The 18,486-nt window shown below is 59.6% G+C and carries 17 protein-coding genes and 1 pseudogene; all 18 read right to left on the bottom strand.

Annotated features, from left to right (window positions below; translation table 11 throughout):
- Nucleotides 1–26 precede the first annotated feature (26 nt).
- Complete coding sequence (locus RIN61_RS18475) at nucleotides 27–1,040, bottom strand: MraY family glycosyltransferase (protein WP_215520411.1); 1,014 nt, start codon at nucleotides 1,038–1,040, stop codon at nucleotides 27–29.
- A complete protein-coding gene (locus tag RIN61_RS18470) occupies nucleotides 1,037–2,026 on the bottom strand; it encodes a UDP-glucose 4-epimerase family protein (protein ID WP_215520410.1) in 990 nt (329 codons plus the stop codon). Before RIN61_RS18470 ends, RIN61_RS18475 begins: the two co-directional genes overlap by 4 nt.
- On the bottom strand, nucleotides 2,026–3,135 hold the full coding sequence (locus RIN61_RS18465; RefSeq protein ID WP_215520409.1) for a DUF1972 domain-containing protein: 1,110 nt from the start codon (nucleotides 3,133–3,135) through the stop codon (nucleotides 2,026–2,028). Before RIN61_RS18465 ends, RIN61_RS18470 begins: the two co-directional genes overlap by 1 nt.
- Nucleotides 3,125–4,243 carry a glycosyltransferase family 4 protein gene (locus RIN61_RS18460; protein WP_252192048.1) on the bottom strand — a complete coding sequence of 373 codons (1,119 nt, stop codon included), beginning with the start codon at nucleotides 4,241–4,243 and terminating at the stop codon, nucleotides 3,125–3,127. Before RIN61_RS18460 ends, RIN61_RS18465 begins: the two co-directional genes overlap by 11 nt.
- A complete protein-coding gene (locus RIN61_RS18455; RefSeq protein WP_313853295.1) occupies nucleotides 4,240–5,109 on the bottom strand; it encodes a hypothetical protein in 870 nt (289 codons plus the stop codon). Before RIN61_RS18455 ends, RIN61_RS18460 begins: the two co-directional genes overlap by 4 nt.
- On the bottom strand, nucleotides 5,048–6,313 hold the full coding sequence (locus RIN61_RS18450; protein ID WP_215520408.1) for a hypothetical protein: 1,266 nt from the start codon (nucleotides 6,311–6,313) through the stop codon (nucleotides 5,048–5,050). Before RIN61_RS18450 ends, RIN61_RS18455 begins: the two co-directional genes overlap by 62 nt.
- A 2-nt stretch (nucleotides 6,314–6,315) precedes the next feature.
- A complete protein-coding gene (locus tag RIN61_RS18445; protein ID WP_215520407.1) occupies nucleotides 6,316–7,749 on the bottom strand; it encodes a hypothetical protein in 1,434 nt (477 codons plus the stop codon).
- Between the two features lie 3 nt (nucleotides 7,750–7,752).
- Nucleotides 7,753–9,024, bottom strand: a complete 1,272-nt coding sequence (locus RIN61_RS18440) for an O-antigen translocase (protein WP_215520406.1) — start codon at nucleotides 9,022–9,024, stop codon at nucleotides 7,753–7,755.
- A gap of 9 nt (nucleotides 9,025–9,033) precedes the next feature.
- Nucleotides 9,034–10,140 (bottom strand): DegT/DnrJ/EryC1/StrS family aminotransferase, encoded by a 1,107-nt coding sequence (locus RIN61_RS18435; protein WP_215520405.1) that lies wholly within the window; start codon nucleotides 10,138–10,140, stop codon nucleotides 9,034–9,036.
- Nucleotides 10,133–10,603: an acyltransferase gene (locus RIN61_RS18430; protein WP_215520404.1), complete on the bottom strand. Its 471-nt coding sequence runs from the start codon at nucleotides 10,601–10,603 to the stop codon at nucleotides 10,133–10,135. The genes RIN61_RS18435 and RIN61_RS18430 overlap by 8 nt, the downstream gene beginning before the upstream one ends.
- Nucleotides 10,596–10,970: a sugar 3,4-ketoisomerase gene (locus RIN61_RS18425; protein ID WP_256202897.1), complete on the bottom strand. Its 375-nt coding sequence runs from the start codon at nucleotides 10,968–10,970 to the stop codon at nucleotides 10,596–10,598. Before RIN61_RS18425 ends, RIN61_RS18430 begins: the two co-directional genes overlap by 8 nt.
- A 57-nt stretch (nucleotides 10,971–11,027) precedes the next feature.
- A pseudogene (gene rfbC / locus RIN61_RS18420) lies at nucleotides 11,028–11,567 on the bottom strand (dTDP-4-dehydrorhamnose 3,5-epimerase); the annotation flags it as partial.
- Nucleotides 11,568–11,696: 129 nt separating this feature from the next.
- Nucleotides 11,697–12,743 carry an LPS O-antigen chain length determinant protein WzzB gene (locus RIN61_RS18415; RefSeq protein WP_215520402.1) on the bottom strand — a complete coding sequence of 349 codons (1,047 nt, stop codon included), beginning with the start codon at nucleotides 12,741–12,743 and terminating at the stop codon, nucleotides 11,697–11,699.
- 220 nt (nucleotides 12,744–12,963) lie between these two features.
- Nucleotides 12,964–14,394, bottom strand: coding sequence for an MBL fold metallo-hydrolase RNA specificity domain-containing protein (locus RIN61_RS18410; protein WP_313853282.1), 1,431 nt, complete (start codon nucleotides 14,392–14,394; stop codon nucleotides 12,964–12,966).
- Nucleotides 14,395–14,496: 102 nt separating this feature from the next.
- On the bottom strand, nucleotides 14,497–14,760 hold the full coding sequence (locus RIN61_RS18405) for a lipopolysaccharide assembly protein LapA domain-containing protein (protein ID WP_046615541.1): 264 nt from the start codon (nucleotides 14,758–14,760) through the stop codon (nucleotides 14,497–14,499).
- A gap of 18 nt (nucleotides 14,761–14,778) precedes the next feature.
- A complete protein-coding gene (ihfB, locus tag RIN61_RS18400) occupies nucleotides 14,779–15,081 on the bottom strand; it encodes an integration host factor subunit beta (RefSeq protein WP_087501542.1) in 303 nt (100 codons plus the stop codon).
- A gap of 499 nt (nucleotides 15,082–15,580) precedes the next feature.
- On the bottom strand, nucleotides 15,581–16,645 hold the full coding sequence (locus RIN61_RS18395) for an acyltransferase family protein (RefSeq protein WP_313853276.1): 1,065 nt from the start codon (nucleotides 16,643–16,645) through the stop codon (nucleotides 15,581–15,583).
- An 83-nt stretch (nucleotides 16,646–16,728) separates the two neighbouring features.
- Complete coding sequence (gene rpsA, locus RIN61_RS18390; protein WP_003252673.1) at nucleotides 16,729–18,405, bottom strand: 30S ribosomal protein S1; 1,677 nt, start codon at nucleotides 18,403–18,405, stop codon at nucleotides 16,729–16,731.
- Between the last annotated feature and the right edge of the window lie 81 nt (nucleotides 18,406–18,486).

The raw sequence follows: 18,486 nt of genomic DNA, 5'->3' as shown, positions 1-18,486 counted from the left end.
CTAGCGTCTTCTTTCTATCACTCTAGCTAGTGTTCGAGTTCACCGGCGCGCCAGCGCACGGCCAGAAACGCCAATGGCAGGTAGGCGATGATCACGCCCAACACGCCGTCCAGGCCCAGCAACAGCACACACAAGGCCACTGGCAGCAGCCAGAACAGGTTGAGCCCGGCCACAGCCAGGGTCACCGGTAGGTGCTTGCCATAGTGGCGCGAGGCGAACTGGTAGGCGTGGCTGCGGTGCGCTTCGTACACCTTGTCGCCGCGCAGCAGGCGGCGGATCAGGGTGAAGGTAGCGTCGACCACGAACACGCCCAGCAGGATCAGCCAGCACCAGAACAGCTGCGGCGCGGCCCAGGCCGCCTGCAGCGACAGGCCTGCCAGCACGATACCAAGGAAGCCACTGCCGGCGTCACCCATGAAGATCCTGGCCGGCGGGAAGTTCCAGAACAGGAAGCCTAGCGTGGCCGCCGCCAGCAACAGTGGCAGCGCCATCAACTGTGGCGCACCGGCCAAGGCCGAGAGCAACACCATGCCCAGGCAGGCGGTCACCGCTTCGACGCTGGCGATACCGTCGATACCGTCCATGAAGTTATACAGGTTGAGCATCCACACGCTGTAGAACGCGGCCAGGATGTAGCCGAACCACTGCAGGTCCAGGGTAAAGCCGAACACCTGCAGCGGCGCCAGGCCGCCCAGCCAGTACAGCATCCAGGCGGCTGCAGCGAAGTGGCCGAGCAGGCGCCAGCGGGCAGCGATGTGGCCGTGGTCGTCCATGAAGCCGATTACCGCGATCAGTGCCCCTGCCCCGCCGATGGCAACCAGTACCGGCAGCGGCACTGCACCCGCCAGGCCCAGCAGTGGCAGGCAGCCCAGAAAGCTCAGCACAATGGCCACACCGCCACCCCGTGGGGTGGGCACGGTGTGCGAACTGCGCGCGTTGGGCACGTCGATGATCTGCTTGTTCAGGGCGTAGCGCCGCAGCGCTGCGGTCAAGAGCAGGGATGCCCCTGCGACCAGGGGGATAAGCCACCATGCCATCATTCGTCTTGCTCTTTCAGAAAGTTGAGTGCCGTGGCCCGAAGTGCCTGGTCGACATCCAGCGGAGGCTGCCAGCCCAGCAGTTCACGGGTTTTGCCAATGTCTACCTGCAGCGAGCCGCACAGACGCTGGGCCAGCCCGGCCTTGCCGGCCAACGTGGCCGCACCCTTCAGCCAGGCGGCGGGTACAGGCAGCAGCCTGGCTGGCTTGCCCAGCGCATTGCCCAGCCGTTGCAGCAGTTCGGTGGTGGACAGGTCGTGGCCATCGCTGGCCAGAAAAGTCTGGTTGGCGGCGGCCGGGTGGTCGATGCAGGTCACAAGCAGGTCCACCAGGTTGTCCAGCGCCACCAGGCTGCGTTTGTTGTGGATGGCGCCGAACGGTAGCGGCACGCCTTTGCTCAGCCAGTTCATCATGCTGCGGAAGTTGGCTTTCACGCCTGGGCCATATACCAGCACCGGGCGCACGATCACCACTTCCAGCCCGGTTTCAGCGGCCAGTTGGCGCAGGCCGTCTTCGGCTTCGCGCTTGGAGATGCCGTACGGGTCCGAAGGCGCGGGGGTTTCGTCGGCGGTGAACGGCTGGCGGCCGTTGGTGGTTTCGCCGTTCACCTTCACCGAGCTTACAAAAATGAAGCGCCGCACGCCGGCCTGGGCGGCGGCCCGGGCCAGGCTCAGGGTACCTTCCACGTTTACCCGGCGGAACTCGGCCAGCGGATCGGCGGCGGTTTCCTGCATTACGTGCACGCGGGAGGCCAGGTGGATTACGGTGTCGACCTGCTCGAAATGCCCGGACGCAACATCCACCGCCGCCAGCGCGCTGAATGGCCGGTAGTCGACGCCCGCCAGCCGCTGGCCGGGCGCTTGTCGTACCAGCGCGCGCGGCGCCCAGCGTGTGTCTGCCGCAAGCCGCTGCAGCAACGCATTGCCGACAAAGCCGCTACCGCCGGTGGCCAGGATACCCGGCCGTTGCCCGTTGCCTTGCTCGGCCATCAGCCTCTCCCCGCCCGGCCCAGCAGGCGGGTGAACACGTTACGGTACTGGTCTGCCACCACCGACCAGCGGTATCGGCGGTTGGCAATTTCATGCAGGCGCGCCGACAGCTGCCCACGGGCGCCTTCATCGGCAAACAGGTCTTGGGCGTGGTTGCGCAGCGAGGTGCTGTCGGCAAAGTACAGCGCCTGGTCTTCGGTGGTGGCGCGGTTGAACGACACATCGAAGGCCACCACCGGCAGGCCAAGCCACATGGCTTCGACAAGCGACGGATTGGTACCACCGGCACTGTGACCATGCAGGTACACCGTGGCATTGCTGCGCAGCGGGCTCAGTTGCTCCACGTCGTAGATCGGGTCCAGCAGGTGAATATTGCTCACCCCTTCGTATTGCTTGCGCAGTTGCACGCCGTATTCACTGTGGTTCCAGTTGCCGATGATTGCCAGCGGCATGCCAGAGCCAGCGAAGGCTTCGAGAATGACATGGATGTTGTTCTCCGGCTCGATGCGGCACACCGTAAAGGCATAGGGTGCACCCAGGAAGGGGTAAGCCTGGCGGGCTTGCTCGCTTGGCTCGCCGGCCCTGGCCTGGTCGCCGCCATAGGCAATCAGTTCGCTGGGCTTGTTGTATTCAGCGGTCACATATTCCTGCAACACCTTGTTGTCGGTGATGACCGCATGGGCAAAACGCACGGCCACCGCTTCGGACAACTTCAGGAACCAGCGGGCGAAGTTGGACCACTTGGCGCGCTTCCATTCATAGCCGTCGATGTTCACCACGATCGGCTTGCGGGTCAGCAGGCGCATGAATGGCAGGGCAATGCAGCCGGAAACCCCCAGAATCAGCATCAGGTCATGCTTGCGGTAGGCGTGCAGCATGCTCAGCACATCGTACGGAATGCTTTGCACGCCATTGGCCTTGAGGTTCAGGTAGACCAGGCGGGCACGTTCGAAAAACTTCGGGCGCTGGGGGTAATGGGGTGCACTGCAATATACGGTGAGTTCGCAGTCAACCGGCAGGTTGCGCACCAATTGTTCGGTCAGTGTTTCCCAACCACCGTATTGTGCGGGCAAACCGACCGTACCAATCACTGCAATCTTATAGGTCATCAAACACCATCACGATATTTTTCTGGAAGTTGGCGGTGGAAAACTCACTCGCTTTTCTGCGTGCGCGCTCGGACAGTGCCTGGCACACCTGTGGGTCCTGCGACAGGCGCGCAACGGTGCGCACCAGTTGTTCATGGTTCTTCGAATCGATCTGGTAGCCCTCAACCCCGTCACTGACCAGTTCGACCGGGCCTCCTACCGGGGGCACTATGGTCGGGATGCCGAAAGCCATTGCCTCGAGAATGGTCAGGCCAAAGGTTTCGACGCAGCTCTCAACGCGAGAAAGGTTCAATACCAAACTGGCGTTGGAGTAGAACCGCACTACATCCGAAGTGGCGGGGTGAAGGGCAAGGTTTTCAGGTACGGTTACGCTCTTGAAGTAGTCATCTACCTCATCCTGGCTGGCGCTGAGGACCAATGTGAACTTTACCTGGGTGTGATCAGCCATGGCCGACGCCAGGGCAACGAACTCGTTAACGCCCTTGTAAGCCTTTAACGACGTCAACATCAAAACACCAAACTGCCCCTGATGCCGATGCTGGTAGACGGAGCTAGCAGCTTGGCGTTGAAAAGAATCGGCCAGACCGTTATAGACGGTGATTGCGGGCACACCTGCAATCACATCATGTTGCTGCAAGTACTTTGAAACATAGACGACTTTGCTGGCACAACGACCGATAACCCAACGAAGAAATGCTTTGAGTACAGCCGGGTTGATCGACGTCTCGTGGAGATGATAAACCACTGTTGCGCCTCGCAATTTTCCAGCAAGGGCTGCGCCAAACGGTAGCATTGTATTGACCAGCACAATCGAACCTGGCCGGGCGCGTCTGCACAGGAGGAAGAATAGAGCTACCTGGGACCAGAAATATGCCAGCAAAGTCAGCCAACGGTTGCCGAAACGCCTGTATGCGTACTTGTAAGTCGGTACATCCAGTTCGTCCAGAACGCCTTGACCGCTACTACCTACATACAAACTGCATTCATTGTCATGGCTCTGCAGCGCCATGATGGTCTGACCCAGCATGCGAGGGCTGCCACTGTAATCATTTAGCAGGTGGGCACAATGAAATGTCTTCACAACGGACCTGCTTTGCTCGAAACTCATTTGACAAACCCCGCGCTGGAAAACAACGCCTTCAGAAAGGATGGGCGGCGGTAAACAACAGCTTTGCGTACGGCTGCATAGAAAAGATAAGAATTTAGCAAGCCGCGCACCATCAACGAGTGCGACTCAAAGCTGATGCGAAGACCCAGCACCATCTCCTCAAATCGAAACAAGGCACGTGCAGGGGTGTCGGCGCTGTGCTCGGATAGGTCGTGTGCAATCGTCACATTCAGAACACATGCCTTAGGGAATACCTTTTCATAACGAATGAAGAAGTTGCTGTCTGTGGCATAAAACCGTAGACGCTCATCATAAAACGGCGACATGCGCTTGTAGCAGGCTTTGGTGAAGATCAAGCCGCTGTTTATACCCACCAGGTTCTTTGAAGAGACTACGCCAGGGGTGACGGAGGGTGTCAAACGGCCCTTGAAAAGCCAACGTGCTCCCGGGCTGACCAACTGGTGGTTACTGACCATCATCGGTAGGAATACACCAACCTGATCACCATCATGCGTGTCGAGCACTTGCTGGATCTGCTCCAGGCAGCGAGAAAGGCTTACATCCGAATAGTTGGTGTCGTCATCCGAGATCATGAACAGGTCGACCCCGGCTGCAAACACCTGTTCGGCAACCTGGTTATAGACCACCGACAGCCGCTGGTTGTCCGCCTCGTGCCAGCGCACACCCGGGCACGGCTGTGCCACGCCGGGGGAGTTGTTCCAGACGTGCAGTTGCAGGTCGATACCCTCGTCGCGCAGCAACGCCTGCTGCGTGAGCAACGACTGCAGGGCAATCGAGTCCTGGCTAGCTTTCCGATACAGGACGATCAGGACTGCCAGGCTCAACTTTTGTTCTTCTGTTTTCACCAAGGATCACCATCACCACGATCGCGAAAATGTAGAGGACAACACTGTTCGTATAGGACTGGAAAAAGAACGAGCTCAGGAAGAACGGGTAGCTGGCAATCACGAAGTTGCCCAGGCCATTTTTCCAGGAGCTGGCATGGGCCCTGTCCCGGACGATGATCGTCACCAGCTTGTGATACCAAAGGATCAACCCGGCCATGATCAGTAGGCCGACCCAACCGCAGGTGGCCAGCAGGTTGAGCCAGAACGAATCGAACCAGTGCGGCTGGCCCGGGCCTACCGCGCCAAAGCCATAGCCCATGGGGTGCGCGCCAAGCACCTCAAACATGTGCAGCCACTGGCGCTCGCGGTCCAGGGCCGACAAGTCCTCGGTGTAGCCCATCGACAGGTAGGCGAAAATCGCTGCGGTCAGACCCACGAACTGCAGGTAGCCCAGCAGCGAGATCAGCCAGGCCGTGCGCAGCACCCGGGCCACCACCAGCATCGAGCAGATGCACATCAGGCCGATCATGGCCGTACGTACCGAACCGATCACAATCAGCCCGCACAGCAGCAGGAAGGCAAAACTCAGCAGCAGGCGCCGGGTCAAAGACCAGTTGCGCCCGCTGAGCAACACGGCCAGGGTCATGGCGGCGGTATTGAGGATTACCGCAGAAAATTCCAGCGTGCCGGTAAAAAAGCCAGAAACCCGGGGCAGCCCGTCACGCATCGAGTTGTAGGGTTGCAGCTCATAGCCTTTGGCGGTAAGCAGCGGCCAGTACCAGAACTGCTCGACCGAAGCGATGGTCAGGTACTGATACAACGCATACACGCCGGTGAGTACGCTCATTGCCAGCACTGACCAGTACACATGGCGCAGCTTTTTCTCGGTCGGCACCGCCTGGGCCCAGACGGCCACCGCCATGCCAATGAACACCGGTACGGCCAGCGCGCGGAACATGCGCACCGACGATGCGCTCAAGTCGCCGAACAGCAGGTACAGGAAGGCGAAAAACAGCACCACCAGCAACCACCGCCCGACTTCAAGGTTGACCTTGCCACGCGCCGTGACGCTGGCCAGCACCCGCAGCAGGAGCCACGTGATCATCAGTAGGCTGATCATTTCTCGCCATCCGGCAAACACACTGCCCAGCCCCAGCGTCAACACTACGAAGTCGCTGAAGAACAGCAGGCAGAACAGCACGCCGATAAAGATCCTGATCACACTCACCCTCGCGCTCTGGTCAGCCTGGCCAGCCGGAACAGCGTGACCTTGATCAAGAGTTTGATTCTCGGTACCCAGGCATAGGCAAACAGCGCTCGCAACGCCAGCTTCGGGTCTATGCGGCACAGGGCGTCGAAGACATCCGCAGGGATCATGCTAGTGACCTTACCTGTCGGTTTCATGAAATCGAGGTTGCCCGTCCACGGCAACATGGCTGCCAGTTCGTTCTCGCTGTATTCGCCCTGCTCGATGCAAGCCAGGTAACGCGCTTTCACCGCCTCCAGCGAATTGACCCGCTGCACCGCCTCCAGTACCGGGGCACTGGGCCGGGGCTGTTCGATGCTGGCCAGCAGTTGGTCGACGCTGGCCACCTTCAGGCTGTCTGCGGGGGAGTAGCCCTGGATCGGCGCCACCAAGCCCACGCAACGCCGGCCCTTGAGCAATTGCTCGGCGAACGCCGTGCCACCGGGTATAGGGAAGCTGTCCAGGTAGAAGTCGGCTTTTTCCGCAAAGGCCAGGTAGTCCTTGTACGGTAGGTGGCGGCGGATGAAGAAGCGCTTGGGGTAGCGCAGCTTCACTGTCCACCACCAGGTGTTGGTCAGGGGGTTGGCGCCGATGATCCAGCACTCGGCATTGGGGAAACGCTGAAGAATCGCCGTGATCGACGGGCGCATGTCCAGGCCGCCGTGGGGCTTGTACTTGGCTGCCGAGGCAGCGCTGAACACCTTGATCCGCTCGTGGGTTGGCACGGCATCCGGCACTCTGGCGCCGCTGGTCTCGATCGGGATCGCCAGGAAGCTCTTCTGGCAGGTGAGGTGCTTTTTCTTGTCCAGGTGGTGCCCGTAGGCGCTGATCTCGAAATACACGTCGGCCACCGACGCACCAAAGCTGAACACGTGGTCGGCGTGGTTGACGAAGTACACCGTCAGCGCGGCACCACGCTGCTGCTTCAGCAAACCACAGGCAACGGTGGTGATGATGTCGTCCGGGTGAATGTGCAGCACCACCTTGTCGTACTGGGCCAGGATGTCGACGATGGACTGCAGCCGGGCGCACGGGTCATCGCCGTTTGCCACCTCGATATGGGCAAAATAGCCTGCCAGGCGTTCAAGCACCTGGGGCTTGGCGCTGCGCGCAACCAGCAGGTCCACAGGCCCCTCGTGCATGTGCGCCAGGCGCTCCATCAGCCGGGTATGCCCGCCTTGCATATAGGGTTCGCTGACCACATGCAGGCAACCGCGCGATACGCTGCTGGCAGCCGGCAGCTTGACCTGGCTGGCGCATCGGGCCACCAGGTGGCGCTCCAGCGCGGCCGCCTCGTAGATGTCCAGGTCCACGGCCCAGAGCAGCGCGCCATAGACTTGCGCCTGGGCCAAAGCCGGGCCCGGCGCTGCCGTCAGTATCCGATCCTGCAGCTGCTCCACCACTTGCTTCATTGTTCAGCTCCGTGCCGAATCAGCGACAATCGTCGGCAAACGCCGGAAAACCGTGAAATACATGACAATCGCGTACAACAGGTAATTGACTGCGTAGGCCAGTGTGACCTTCTCGTAACCCCAAAGCTGCGTGAGGTACACCGTCAAGCCGTACAGCGACAGGGTCGCGAGGATTTCCGTCACCAGGTACAGCCGCGTCAGGGCCTTGCCCAGCATCAGGTAGGCCATCAGCCAACTGGCGATCTTCAGGCTGTCGCCGACCATCTGCCAGGCGAACAGCTCGCGCATTGGCAGGAACGATTCGGAGAACAGTACCTGAATGATGAAGTCGCGCAGCAGGTAGATCACCAGCCCGGCGAGAATGGTCATCGGCAGGATCAGTTTGTAGCCCTGCAAAATCTCCCGGCGCAGCTCGCCGGCATCTGCCAGTTCGGACAGCCGCGGCAGGTAATACACCGCCAGGGTGGTGGTGATCAGCATCAGGTACGCCGAACTCAGACGCCACATGGCCTCCCAGTAGCCGGCTTGCTCCCAGCCGAAGGTGTTGCCCAGGTAGTCCCGCAGGAACACATGGCAAACCGGCAGGGAGCATGCCGTGACCACGGCCATCAGCGCGAACTTCGAGAGCCGGCCCAGGGCCTGACGGTCCAGGCCACCAAAAAAGTCGGCCAGGTGGAACCAGGGCGTGCGCATGCAGATCAGCAAGGTGGCCACAAAGCTCAACGACTGGTACACGGCCAGGGCTACCAGCGCACCGTACAGCCCTAGCTGGATGGTCAGCGCGCAGGTTACTACCAGCGAAATCAAGCTGCCCAGGATGTTGGCCAGCACATAGCGGGGCACATCCTTCTTGCCATTGAGAACCCCCAGCAACAATGAGTTGAAGGCAAAGAACACCAGGGTGGCGGCAAACCACAGCAGCACCGAAGCCAGCGATTCATCATTGAAGAACCAACTGGCCAAGGGTTTGCGCAGCACGATGATCAGCACCGCAAGCAGCAGCGAAACCAGTACCGACAATGTGCCGGCGGTTTTCCACACCTTGCGTTGCTCTTCGGGCTGCTCGGCAAACTCCGCCGTGTACTTGGTCACACCCGTGCTGACGGCACCGCTGGCCAGGGTGGTGAACATGGTCACTGCGTTCTGCAGCTGGCCGATGGCCGCATACCCGGCCGGCCCTACATACAGGGCCAGCACCTTGTTGAGGCCAAGCAAGGTGGCCATCTTTACCGCAACCGCTATGGCATTGAGCAGGCTAGTTCTGATCAGGGTCATACCTGGCACTCAAGGACGCGAAAAGCTGTTGCAGGCGTCAATGACGTGCTGGACTGAGGACGCAGTCAAGGTCGGGTCCATGGGCAGGCTCAACACCTGCTCATGCAGCCGCTCGGTCAGCGGCAACGACAGGTCGGCCAGTTGCGGATAGGCCTGCTGTCGGTGTGGTGGAATCGGATAGTGCACCAAGGTCTGTACACCTTGCTGGGCCAGATGCTGCTGCAACTGTTCGCGGCATTCGCTGCGCACCACGAACAGGTGCCAGGCATGCTGGCCGGCAACCCCCGGGTCAGGCAAGTGGATGGCCGGGTTGTCGATGCCGGCCAGGTACCGCTGCGCAACCTGCTGGCGCAAGCGTGTTTCTTCGTCCAGGTACGGCAACTTCACGCTCAGCAGCGCAGCCTGCAGTTCGTCCAGGCGGCTGTTCACCCCTTGGTACATGTTCATGTACTTCACATGCGAACCGTAGTTGCGCAACGATTTCAGCGTATCAGCCAGCGCATCGTCGTTGGTGGTGACCGCACCGGCATCACCCAGTGCCCCAAGGTTCTTGCCTGGGTAGAAGCTGAAGCCCGAGGCATCGCCCCATGCCCCCGCGCGGCGCCCGTCCAGCTTGGCAGCGTGGGATTGGGCAGAGTCTTCCAGCACTAGCAGGCCATGTTGCTTGGCGAATGCGTTGATCGCAGGCATGTCGGCCAAGCGGCCATACAGGTGCACCGGCATGATCACCCGGGTGCGCGGGGTCAGCGCTTGCTCCAGGTTGTGCGCGCCCAGGTTGAAGCTGGCCTCATCGGGCTCCACCAGCACCGGCACCAGCTTGTTCTCGGTAATCGCGAGGATGGTGGCAATATAAGTGTTGGCAGGTACCAGCACCTCATCACCCTCGGCGATGCGGCCCAGTTGTTTCCAGGCACGCAAGGTCAGTATCAGCGCGTCCAGGCCGTTGGCCACGCCAATGCAGTGCTTTACTCCGCAGTAACCGGCGAACTGGGCTTCGAACTGCTTGAGCTTTTCGCCCATGATGTACCAGCCCGAGTCGATAACCTCGGTGCAGGCATCAATCAATGCCTGACGGTATTGCGCATTCACACCCTGCAGATCGAGAAACTTAACCATTGCGGTCTATCACCCTGATAATTTTTGCTGGATTGCCTACAACGACCGCGTAAGGCGGGACGTCCTTGGTCACCACCGCCCCGGCCCCCACCATGGCGTACTCGCCGACGACAACGCCTGGCAGCAAGGTGGCATTGGCGCCGATGCTGGCGCCGCGCTCCAGGGTAATGCCATTGAACCGCTCCGGGTAAACCTTGGAACGTGGCATCGCGTCGTTGGTAAAGGTGGCGTTGGGGCCGATGAACACATCATCGGCAATACGGGTACCGTCCCATAGATAAACGCCAGACTTGACCGTGACGTTATCGCCCAGCACCACGTCGCCTTCAATCAGGGTATGTGCGCAGATGTTGCAATTACGCCCGATCTGCGCACCTTTCATGATCACGACAAACTGCCAGACCCGGGTGCCTTCGCCGATGGCGTCGCTTTTCACATCGGCCAGTTGATGAATGCTAGGCATCGCGTTTCAGCTCCGTGAACGTGGTGTAGTCACGAATGTAGTCGGCCTCGTCGTAATGCGCGTCGGCCAGTACCAGCAGCACGCAATCCGGGCTGAAATCATGCATTTCGTGCCAGACCATGGGCGGAATCAGGATGCCCTTGTTGAACGCGTCCAGCCAATGGTCGGTGCGGGTGGTACCGTCATCCATCAGCATCCGGCAGCGCCCGGACACGCAGATGGCCAGTTGGTTGAGTTCCTTGTGGGCGTGGAAGCCGCGGGAAACCCCGGGCAGCGTTTCGGTCAGGTAGTACACACGCTGGATGGCGAACGGCACGTTGTCCAGGGCTTGCAAGGCCACCAGCTGGCCGCGGTGATCGCCCAGCACCTTGAACAGCTCGATCTGGGCCAGGGTGCCCTCATCGGCGGCACTCAAGTGGTGCCGGAACGATGGGGCCTGGTTGTCCTTTTCGCTGACGATCAGGCCATCACGCATGGGCCAGTCGATCGCAAGGTCGGGGTCATCCCAGTGGATACTGCCTTCGGCTTCCTTGTTGTAAACATCGGTGGTCTTGTACAGGAAGTGGGTGTCGTCCTCGAGGGCGATAAAACCGTGCGCGAACCCTTCGGGGATCCACAACATGCGGTTGTTGCGCTCGCTCAGCTCCACCCCCACCCATTGCCCGAAAGTCGGGGAGCCAGGGCGGATATCGACTGCCACGTCATAGACAGCGCCACGCACTACCCGCACCAGCTTGCCCTGGGCGTGCGGCGCGCGCTGAAAGTGCAAGCCGCGCAAGACGCCGCGGTGGGACATGGAATGGTTGTCCTGGACGAACGCGCGGGGCTTGCTCAGGCCAAGCTCGAGCAATGCGCCATGAAAGCGGGTTTCATTGAAGGTTTCCGTGAACCACCCGCGATCATCCTCGTACACGGCGGGTTCCACTATGACTACATCAGGAATGTTCGTTTGAACAAGCTTCATCGGTAAACCTTTGGCATGATGTTTTGTCGGGGCCAGCCAGGCCAGCCCCCTTATTACGGCAGTTTCACCGTTTGCACGGCAAATGTCTCGCGCTAAATGTAGCGTGCGCGCTGATGTTCATGTTCAGCGTCAGGCCCGGCGTCTTTGCAGATTTTGCAAGGCATATCTCAGGGTTGCAATCAGGCAACCCAGGCCAAGGCCAACAATCACACCCAATGCAATGATCAAGTTGCGCCTGGGTTTAATCGGCACGTCCGGTTGCTCTATCGTGCCGTCAAGCTGATAAACACTAAAATTGCGCTTCGCTGCTACGAGCCCTTGGTAAAACTGCTGCCTTGTTTGTAAATCACGGAGTTCAAGGATGAACGGATCTTCGCTTTTACGCTGCTGCAAATTACCAATTTCCGCAGCCAGCGCCTTGCTTCCGCGCATGTAAGTCAGCTCACCGTCCATTTTCGACGACAATGCCTTGGAGACTTCGCCGTTTATCAGCGGTGGATTTTCCAGGCCAATGGCAGTTGCAATGCGCAGCGCCTCTTGCAAGCGGGTGATCTTGTCCTCACGCTCGCGCTGGCCGTTTTCCCGCAGGTTGTCGAGCTCCAGTTGCAGCGCGCTGGCGCGGACCTCGGCCTCCCTGGTCGCATCGTGCAACAGCTCGGCCTTGGCAGCCGCGCTGGCCTTGTCGACATAGGCAGCAGCCCAATCGGATGCCACGGCAGGGTCACGACCCCGGAAGGCCACGTAGGCCCGAGCCGGCTCACCTGCCGGTTGCACCACATCAAAGGAGCCATTGAACGCAGCGTACAAGGCGCCTTGCGTCCCCTGACCCCGGGGGATGGAGGGCAGGTAAACTTCTTTGAAAAACTGCCGTCGCAGGGTCTCACCGTTCAAATGTTCGACGAAGATATCAAAGACCTTCCGTGAGGTAAAAGGCTCGAGCCCGGTCTGGTTGGTCCGCCCATAGTTCAAGTCGGCAATATCACTTGACGAAGGCGCCGTCAGAAAAACTTTCGCTTCATAAACCGGTTTGGCCAACAGCGCATAAGCCAGTGCAATGAAAGTGACAGCTATCGTAACCAGAAAGATGAGAAGCTTTTGTCGCCATACCCCCTCCAGAAACTCCAACAAGTCAACTTCTTCACTATTGCTACTGCGGTGCTCAACGTCATTGCGCATTTCTTGGGTTTTTCCTTGGGTCTGACTGTGTGCACGGTTTCTGGTATACCAAAACAACACGAGCGACTGCATGGAACTGGCGAGACGCGCTCCCTCTCCAGTGTAGCGGCAATATGCCAATACCTAGCCCATCCAGCGTCGGGGTTAGTCGCAGTAGATAAACCTCGCCTGAATAAGTTCCCGCCGGGCGGCAGCCTGCATGCATTGTCAGACCAAGGGTTCAGGGTATCGAGACCTCCAGGCAGGCGCCCGCCTGTTCAGCCTGCTGGCGCAACGCCCCTTGCAGCGCTTTTTTTGCGCCTATTTCGCCATGTACCAACACCACCTTCGCGGGTTGCAGCTGGCCGCCCAAGGCAAACCGCACCAGCCCCTGTTGGTCCGCATGCCCGGAATATCCCGGCAATGTCATGACCTTGGCGCGCAGCTCATGCATCTGCCCATCCAGATCAATCTGCACAAACCCTTCCGACCCTTCACTGGCCTGCATCACCGCCCCCGGCGTCCCCTTGGCCTGATACCCCACAAACATCACCTCATGTCGCGAATCACCCAGCATGGCCTTGAGGTAATTGACGATGCGCCCACCCGAGCACATACCGTTACCAGCAATCACGATCGCTGGCCGTCCGGTGCTCTTGAGGTAATTGACCACTTGCTGATGGCGGGCATGGGTATCCACACTGATCAGTTGGCTGAACCCCAGCGGGTCGCGCCCTTCGGCAAGGCGCGCCCTGGCCTCGGCATTCCAGTAGTCGTGCAGTTCGCGGTACACGCCGGTGATGCGTTGGGCCAGAGGTGAATCAAGGATGATAGGTAACTGCGACCAGTCCAGCGGATCGCCATCGGTGGCCGGGGCTGCTTTGTTCAGCAGGGCCTTGCGGTTCAGAATGCCTTCCAGTTCGTACAGCAGCTCCTGTGTACGGCCAAGGCTGAACGCCGGAATCAGCAGCGTGCCCTGGTCGGCCAGGGCGCGGTCGATGGCCGCTTCCAGGCGCTGCTCGCGGTCACCGGCAGGCGGGTGCAGGCGGTCGCCGTAGGTGCTTTCGAGCACCAGCACATCGGCCCGCTCCGGGGGTTGCACGGGGCGCAGCAAGGGGTTGTTGCAGGCACCGAGGTCGCCGGAAAACACGTAGCGAGTGTTGGTTTGCTCATGCTGGATGTCACACTCGACATACGCCGAGCCCAGCAGATGCCCGGCACGTTGCAGGCGAATGCGACAGCTGACACCGGGGCGCTCGACCAGTGCGTGCCACTGCTCGAAAGGCAGGGGCACGATGAGGTCACGGAGGAAATCGAGGTATCTCGCCACATGGGCGGGCTCGCTGCTGATGCTCAGCTTGTAGGCGTCCTCCAGTATCAGCGGCAGCAACCGCGCGGAGGGCTCGCTGCACAGGATGGGGCCACGGTAGCCGGCAGCCAGCAGCGCCGGGATGCGGCCAACATGGTCTAGATGCACATGGGTGATGACCAAGGCCTGGATGCCCTGGACGTTGAAGCCGAGCGGCGCCGATGCTGCGCCTGGCGCGGCATCGCTGCCCTGCTCCAGGCCGCAGTCGATCAGCAGGCTGGTGGATAGATCGAGGTGCAGTTGATGGCAGGAGCCGGTAACGCCATGGGTGCCACCGTGATGGGAAAGAACAGGATATTCCATGCTGCACACACTCGCCTGGACCGAAAATGAAGTGCGTTATTACTCCATGACGACCGGTATAGGCATAGGTGAGACTTTCCCAAACAGTTGTAGGAAATGTCCTTAGTTACCGCTCAATGCTGCCTGGCGGGCAGAAGCCTTGATCTTGCGCTTGCTGCGCTGCACGCCGTAGGCACCCAGCAGTGGACCGACTGCCAGGCCAATGACCAGCGCGGCCAAGACCAGTACGGCGACCGGCATGGCCGGGGCTGCCCAACCGAACAGGACCAACGAGACGGTTTGCTGGTTCTCCAGCACGAAGAACAGCACCACAGCCGCCAACAGCAGCACGAACACCGCCGCCAGGGCGCGCTTGAGGTTACGCATCAGATTGCTCCTTGTGGATCAGGTGTGGGCCTCATCATGCTCTTCTTCATTGACCCGGTCGCGCAGCTCTTTGCCGGGTTTGAAGTGGGGCACGAACTTGCCTTCGAGGCTGACCGACTGGCCGGTCTTCGGGTTACGGCCTACGCGTGGGGCGCGATAGTGCAGCGAGAAGCTGCCAAAACCACGAATCTCGATGCGATCACCAGTGGCAAGGCATTGTGACATCTGTTCAAGCATGGTCTTGATGGCCAGCTCCACGTCCTTGGACGAGAGCAGCCCCTGATGGGTGACAATACGTTCGATCAGCTCCGACTTCGTCATATTTTTCCCTTCGTTATCAAGCAGCTAGATCATTGCTTAACCAGTTTGTAGCACGCTGGGAGGGATTTGAACAGGGTGGTTCTTGACTTAATAAAAAAATTCAAGATTGAAGTTTTACAGGAATGGTCTAGCTGGCGGGGGTTGGCAGGGCTGGCCCCATCGCCGGCAAGCCAGCTCCCATAGGGGCCGTGCAGGCTTTTGCAAATCCGGCCTGGGTCGCTGCCCCTGCAGAGACGCAGTCTGCTTTCAAGCCAGGCATCGACCTGTTGGGGAGCGGGCTTTTCGCGACACAAGACCGTTTACAAGAGGCCCGTTCAAGTACTGGCGCCCGGCACAGACCATGTGGGAGCGGGTTCACCCGCGAACACCGGCGCAGCCGGTGCCATGCATCGCGCTGAATTCTTCGCGGCTAAAGCCGCTCCCACAGGGTACACGGACCGCTTGCGAATTCAGTGCTCACCTTCTGCGCAGGGCACGCCAGCTGTTGGGGGCCAGGCGCCTATGCCAACTGCTGCCGGGAACCCGCTCGGGAAAAGCGCTTGCGCATCGCCAAGGCAGGCTTCTCTACCAACTGCCACGACACATACCCCGCCAACCAGGATGCCGGTACGGCAGCTAACATCAGCCAGTAAGGCCCGGCCCACGGCATCGCAGCCGCCAACACTTGCTGGATAGGAAATGCATACAGGTAGATACCGTACGAGTAATCCTCCAAAAACGAAGGAAGCTTCAACTGCGGGCGATAAGCTGCATACAACGTGCCGTACATCGTCAGAACGGCAAACGCAAAAACCTCAAGGCGCCCACCCTTGACCAACAGGAACAACACAACACAGGCAAGCAACAGCCACCCGTTGTACGGGATCACCGCCCGGCACGAATAAAACGCCGACCCGGCCAGGAAACACACAACCAGCTTGAACGGGTAGCCCGCAAAGGCTGGGTGCAAGGTATGCAGGCCAAGCGCAATCACCAGCGCGGCAAGCGTCAGCGCCGTCATCGGCCATCGGCAAACCTTGGCCACCAGCACCAACATCCCCAGCACCACGTACATGCGCGCTTCCAATGGAATGGTCCACAAGCTGCCATTGACCGATTCTCCATAGTGCCGCGGGGTAAAGCCCACCCCAGGCAATACGAACTGGGCATCCTTGAACACCAACAGCGGGCTATAGACGTACCTGTAAACCTGGCGCTGGGAAAAATACTCAGCAAGCGGCAGGGAGGTAACCACAGGCCCCAGCACAAAGGCCATGAGCAACAGGCACACCAGCAAACCAGGCAGGATCCGCAAGGCGCGGGCAAGGTAGAAGTCCCGGGCGCTGTTCTTTTCACCACTGGCAGCGATCAACAAACCGCTGACCATGAAGAATACTTCCACGCCCAGGCTATGAACGGGCACCGGCATACCCAACTGCAACCCAGGGTCGGTACAACTCAGGCACTCCAGATAGGACAACGCAAAGGAATGCCCCACCACTACGGCAGTTGCCGCCAGCAGCCTGATGATCAGGAAATTGTTATCGCGCCCGCGATTTTCCATGACGTCGCCAAACATCAACATCGCACAATCCCCCGACATGGCCTTCTTTCAGCATAAAAAAAAGGCGACCCGAAGGTCGCCTTTTTTTACCGATCAAACAGAACTCAGTTCTGCTTGGCCATTGCTTCGCGCAGCAGCGCAGCCATGGTGGTGTCGGCAGCCGCTTCCGGAGCGTTTTTCAGGCTCTGGATGGCTTCGCGCTCTTCAGCATCGTCCTTCGACTTGATGGACAGGCTGATAACGCGGGACTTGCGGTCAACGCTGATGATCTTGGCTTCGATCTCTTCGCCTTCCTTCAGAACGTTACGCGCGTCTTCAACGCGGTCACGGCTGATTTCGGAAGCTTTCAGAGTAGCTTCGATGTCGTCGGCCAGGGTGACGATGGCGCCTTTGGCGTCAACTTCTTTCACGATGCCCTTGACGATAGCGCCCTTGTCATTGACAGCAACGAAGTTGGAGAACGGATCGTCTTCCAGCTGCTTGATGCCCAGGGAGATGCGCTCGCGCTCTGGGTCGACCGACAGGATGACGGTTTCCAGCTCGTCGCCCTTCTTGAAACGACGTACGGCTTCTTCGCCGGTTTCGTTCCAGGAGATGTCGGACAGGTGAACCAGGCCGTCGATGCCGCCGTCCAGGCCGATGAAGATACCGAAGTCGGTGATCGACTTGATGGTACCGGTGATCTTGTCACCCTTGTTGAACTGGCCGGAGAAGTCTTCCCATGGGTTGGACTTGCACTGCTTGATGCCCAGGGAGATACGACGACGCTCTTCGTCGATGTCCAGAACCATGACTTCCACTTCGTCGCCAACCTGAACGACTTTCGACGGGTGGATGTTCTTGTTGGTCCAGTCCATTTCGGAAACGTGTACCAGACCTTCAACGCCTTCTTCCAGCTCAGCGAAGCAGCCGTAGTCGGTCAGGTTGGTAACGCGAGCCTGTACGCGAGTACCTTCTGGGTAACGGGCAGTGATAGCTACCCACGGATCTTCGCCCATCTGCTTCAGACCCAGCGAAACGCGGTTGCGCTCGCGGTCGAACTTCAGAACGCGTACGTCGACTTCGTCGCCAACGTTAACGATTTCCGATGGGTGCTTGATGCGCTTCCAGGCCATGTCGGTGATGTGCAGCAGGCCGTCGATACCGCCCAGGTCCACGAATGCGCCGTAGTCGGTGAGGTTCTTGACGATACCTTTGACTTGCTGGCCTTCCTGCAGGGTTTCCAGCAGGGCTTCGCGCTCGGCGGAGTTCTCGGCTTCCAGCACGCTGCGACGGGAAACGACAACGTTGTTGCGCTTCTGGTCCAGCTTGATGACCTTGAATTCCAGCTCTTTGCCTTCCAGGTGGGTGGTGTCGCGCACAGGGCGGACATCAACCAGGGAGCCCGGCAGGAACGCACGGATGCCGTTAACGTCGACAGTGAAGCCGCCCTTAACCTTACCGTTGATAACGCCCTTGACCACTTCTTCGGCGGCGAAAGCTGCTTCCAGAACAATCCAGCACTCGGCGCGCTTGGCTTTTTCACGGGACAGTTTGGTTTCGCCAAAGCCGTCTTCGACCGCGTCCAGCGCAACGTGAACTTCGTCACCGACCTTGATGGTCAGCTCGCCAGCTTCGTTGTAGAACTGCTCGAGCGGGATGACGCCCTCGGACTTCAGGCCAGCGTGTACGGTAACCCAGTCGCCGTCGATGTCGACAACGATACCGGTGATGATGGCACCCGGCTGAAGATTGAGGGTTTTCAGGCTTTCTTCAAAGAGTTCTGCAAAGCTTTCGCTCATTTTAATTCCTGTAGATTCGGGCGAAACAGACGCCCATCGCCACATTCCAGACAATGTGGGTTTGTTTTAAGTAAAGGAAAG

This window comes from Pseudomonas inefficax (assembly GCF_032164165.1).
Taxonomy (GTDB): Bacteria; Pseudomonadota; Gammaproteobacteria; order Pseudomonadales; family Pseudomonadaceae; genus Aquipseudomonas; species Aquipseudomonas inefficax.
This window is presented reverse-complemented; position numbering and strand designations above follow the sequence as displayed.

Coding starts and splice junctions, on each gene's coding strand:
- RIN61_RS18475 (WP_215520411.1), bottom strand. CDS start 1,040: ATGATGGCATGGTGGCTTATCCCCCTGGTCGCAGGGGCATCCCTGCTC.
- RIN61_RS18470 (WP_215520410.1), bottom strand. CDS start 2,026: ATGGCCGAGCAAGGCAACGGGCAACGGCCGGGTATCCTGGCCACCGGC.
- RIN61_RS18465 (WP_215520409.1), bottom strand. CDS start 3,135: ATGACCTATAAGATTGCAGTGATTGGTACGGTCGGTTTGCCCGCACAA.
- RIN61_RS18460 (WP_252192048.1), bottom strand. CDS start 4,243: ATGAGTTTCGAGCAAAGCAGGTCCGTTGTGAAGACATTTCATTGTGCC.
- RIN61_RS18445 (WP_215520407.1), bottom strand. CDS start 7,749: ATGAAGCAAGTGGTGGAGCAGCTGCAGGATCGGATACTGACGGCAGCG.
- RIN61_RS18440 (WP_215520406.1), bottom strand. CDS start 9,024: ATGACCCTGATCAGAACTAGCCTGCTCAATGCCATAGCGGTTGCGGTA.
- RIN61_RS18435 (WP_215520405.1), bottom strand. CDS start 10,140: ATGGTTAAGTTTCTCGATCTGCAGGGTGTGAATGCGCAATACCGTCAG.
- RIN61_RS18430 (WP_215520404.1), bottom strand. CDS start 10,603: ATGCCTAGCATTCATCAACTGGCCGATGTGAAAAGCGACGCCATCGGC.
- RIN61_RS18415 (WP_215520402.1), bottom strand. CDS start 12,743: ATGCGCAATGACGTTGAGCACCGCAGTAGCAATAGTGAAGAAGTTGAC.
- RIN61_RS18410 (WP_313853282.1), bottom strand. CDS start 14,394: ATGGAATATCCTGTTCTTTCCCATCACGGTGGCACCCATGGCGTTACC.
- RIN61_RS18405 (WP_046615541.1), bottom strand. CDS start 14,760: ATGCGTAACCTCAAGCGCGCCCTGGCGGCGGTGTTCGTGCTGCTGTTG.
- ihfB (WP_087501542.1), bottom strand. CDS start 15,081: ATGACGAAGTCGGAGCTGATCGAACGTATTGTCACCCATCAGGGGCTG.
- RIN61_RS18395 (WP_313853276.1), bottom strand. CDS start 16,645: ATGTTGATGTTTGGCGACGTCATGGAAAATCGCGGGCGCGATAACAAT.
- rpsA (WP_003252673.1), bottom strand. CDS start 18,405: ATGAGCGAAAGCTTTGCAGAACTCTTTGAAGAAAGCCTGAAAACCCTC.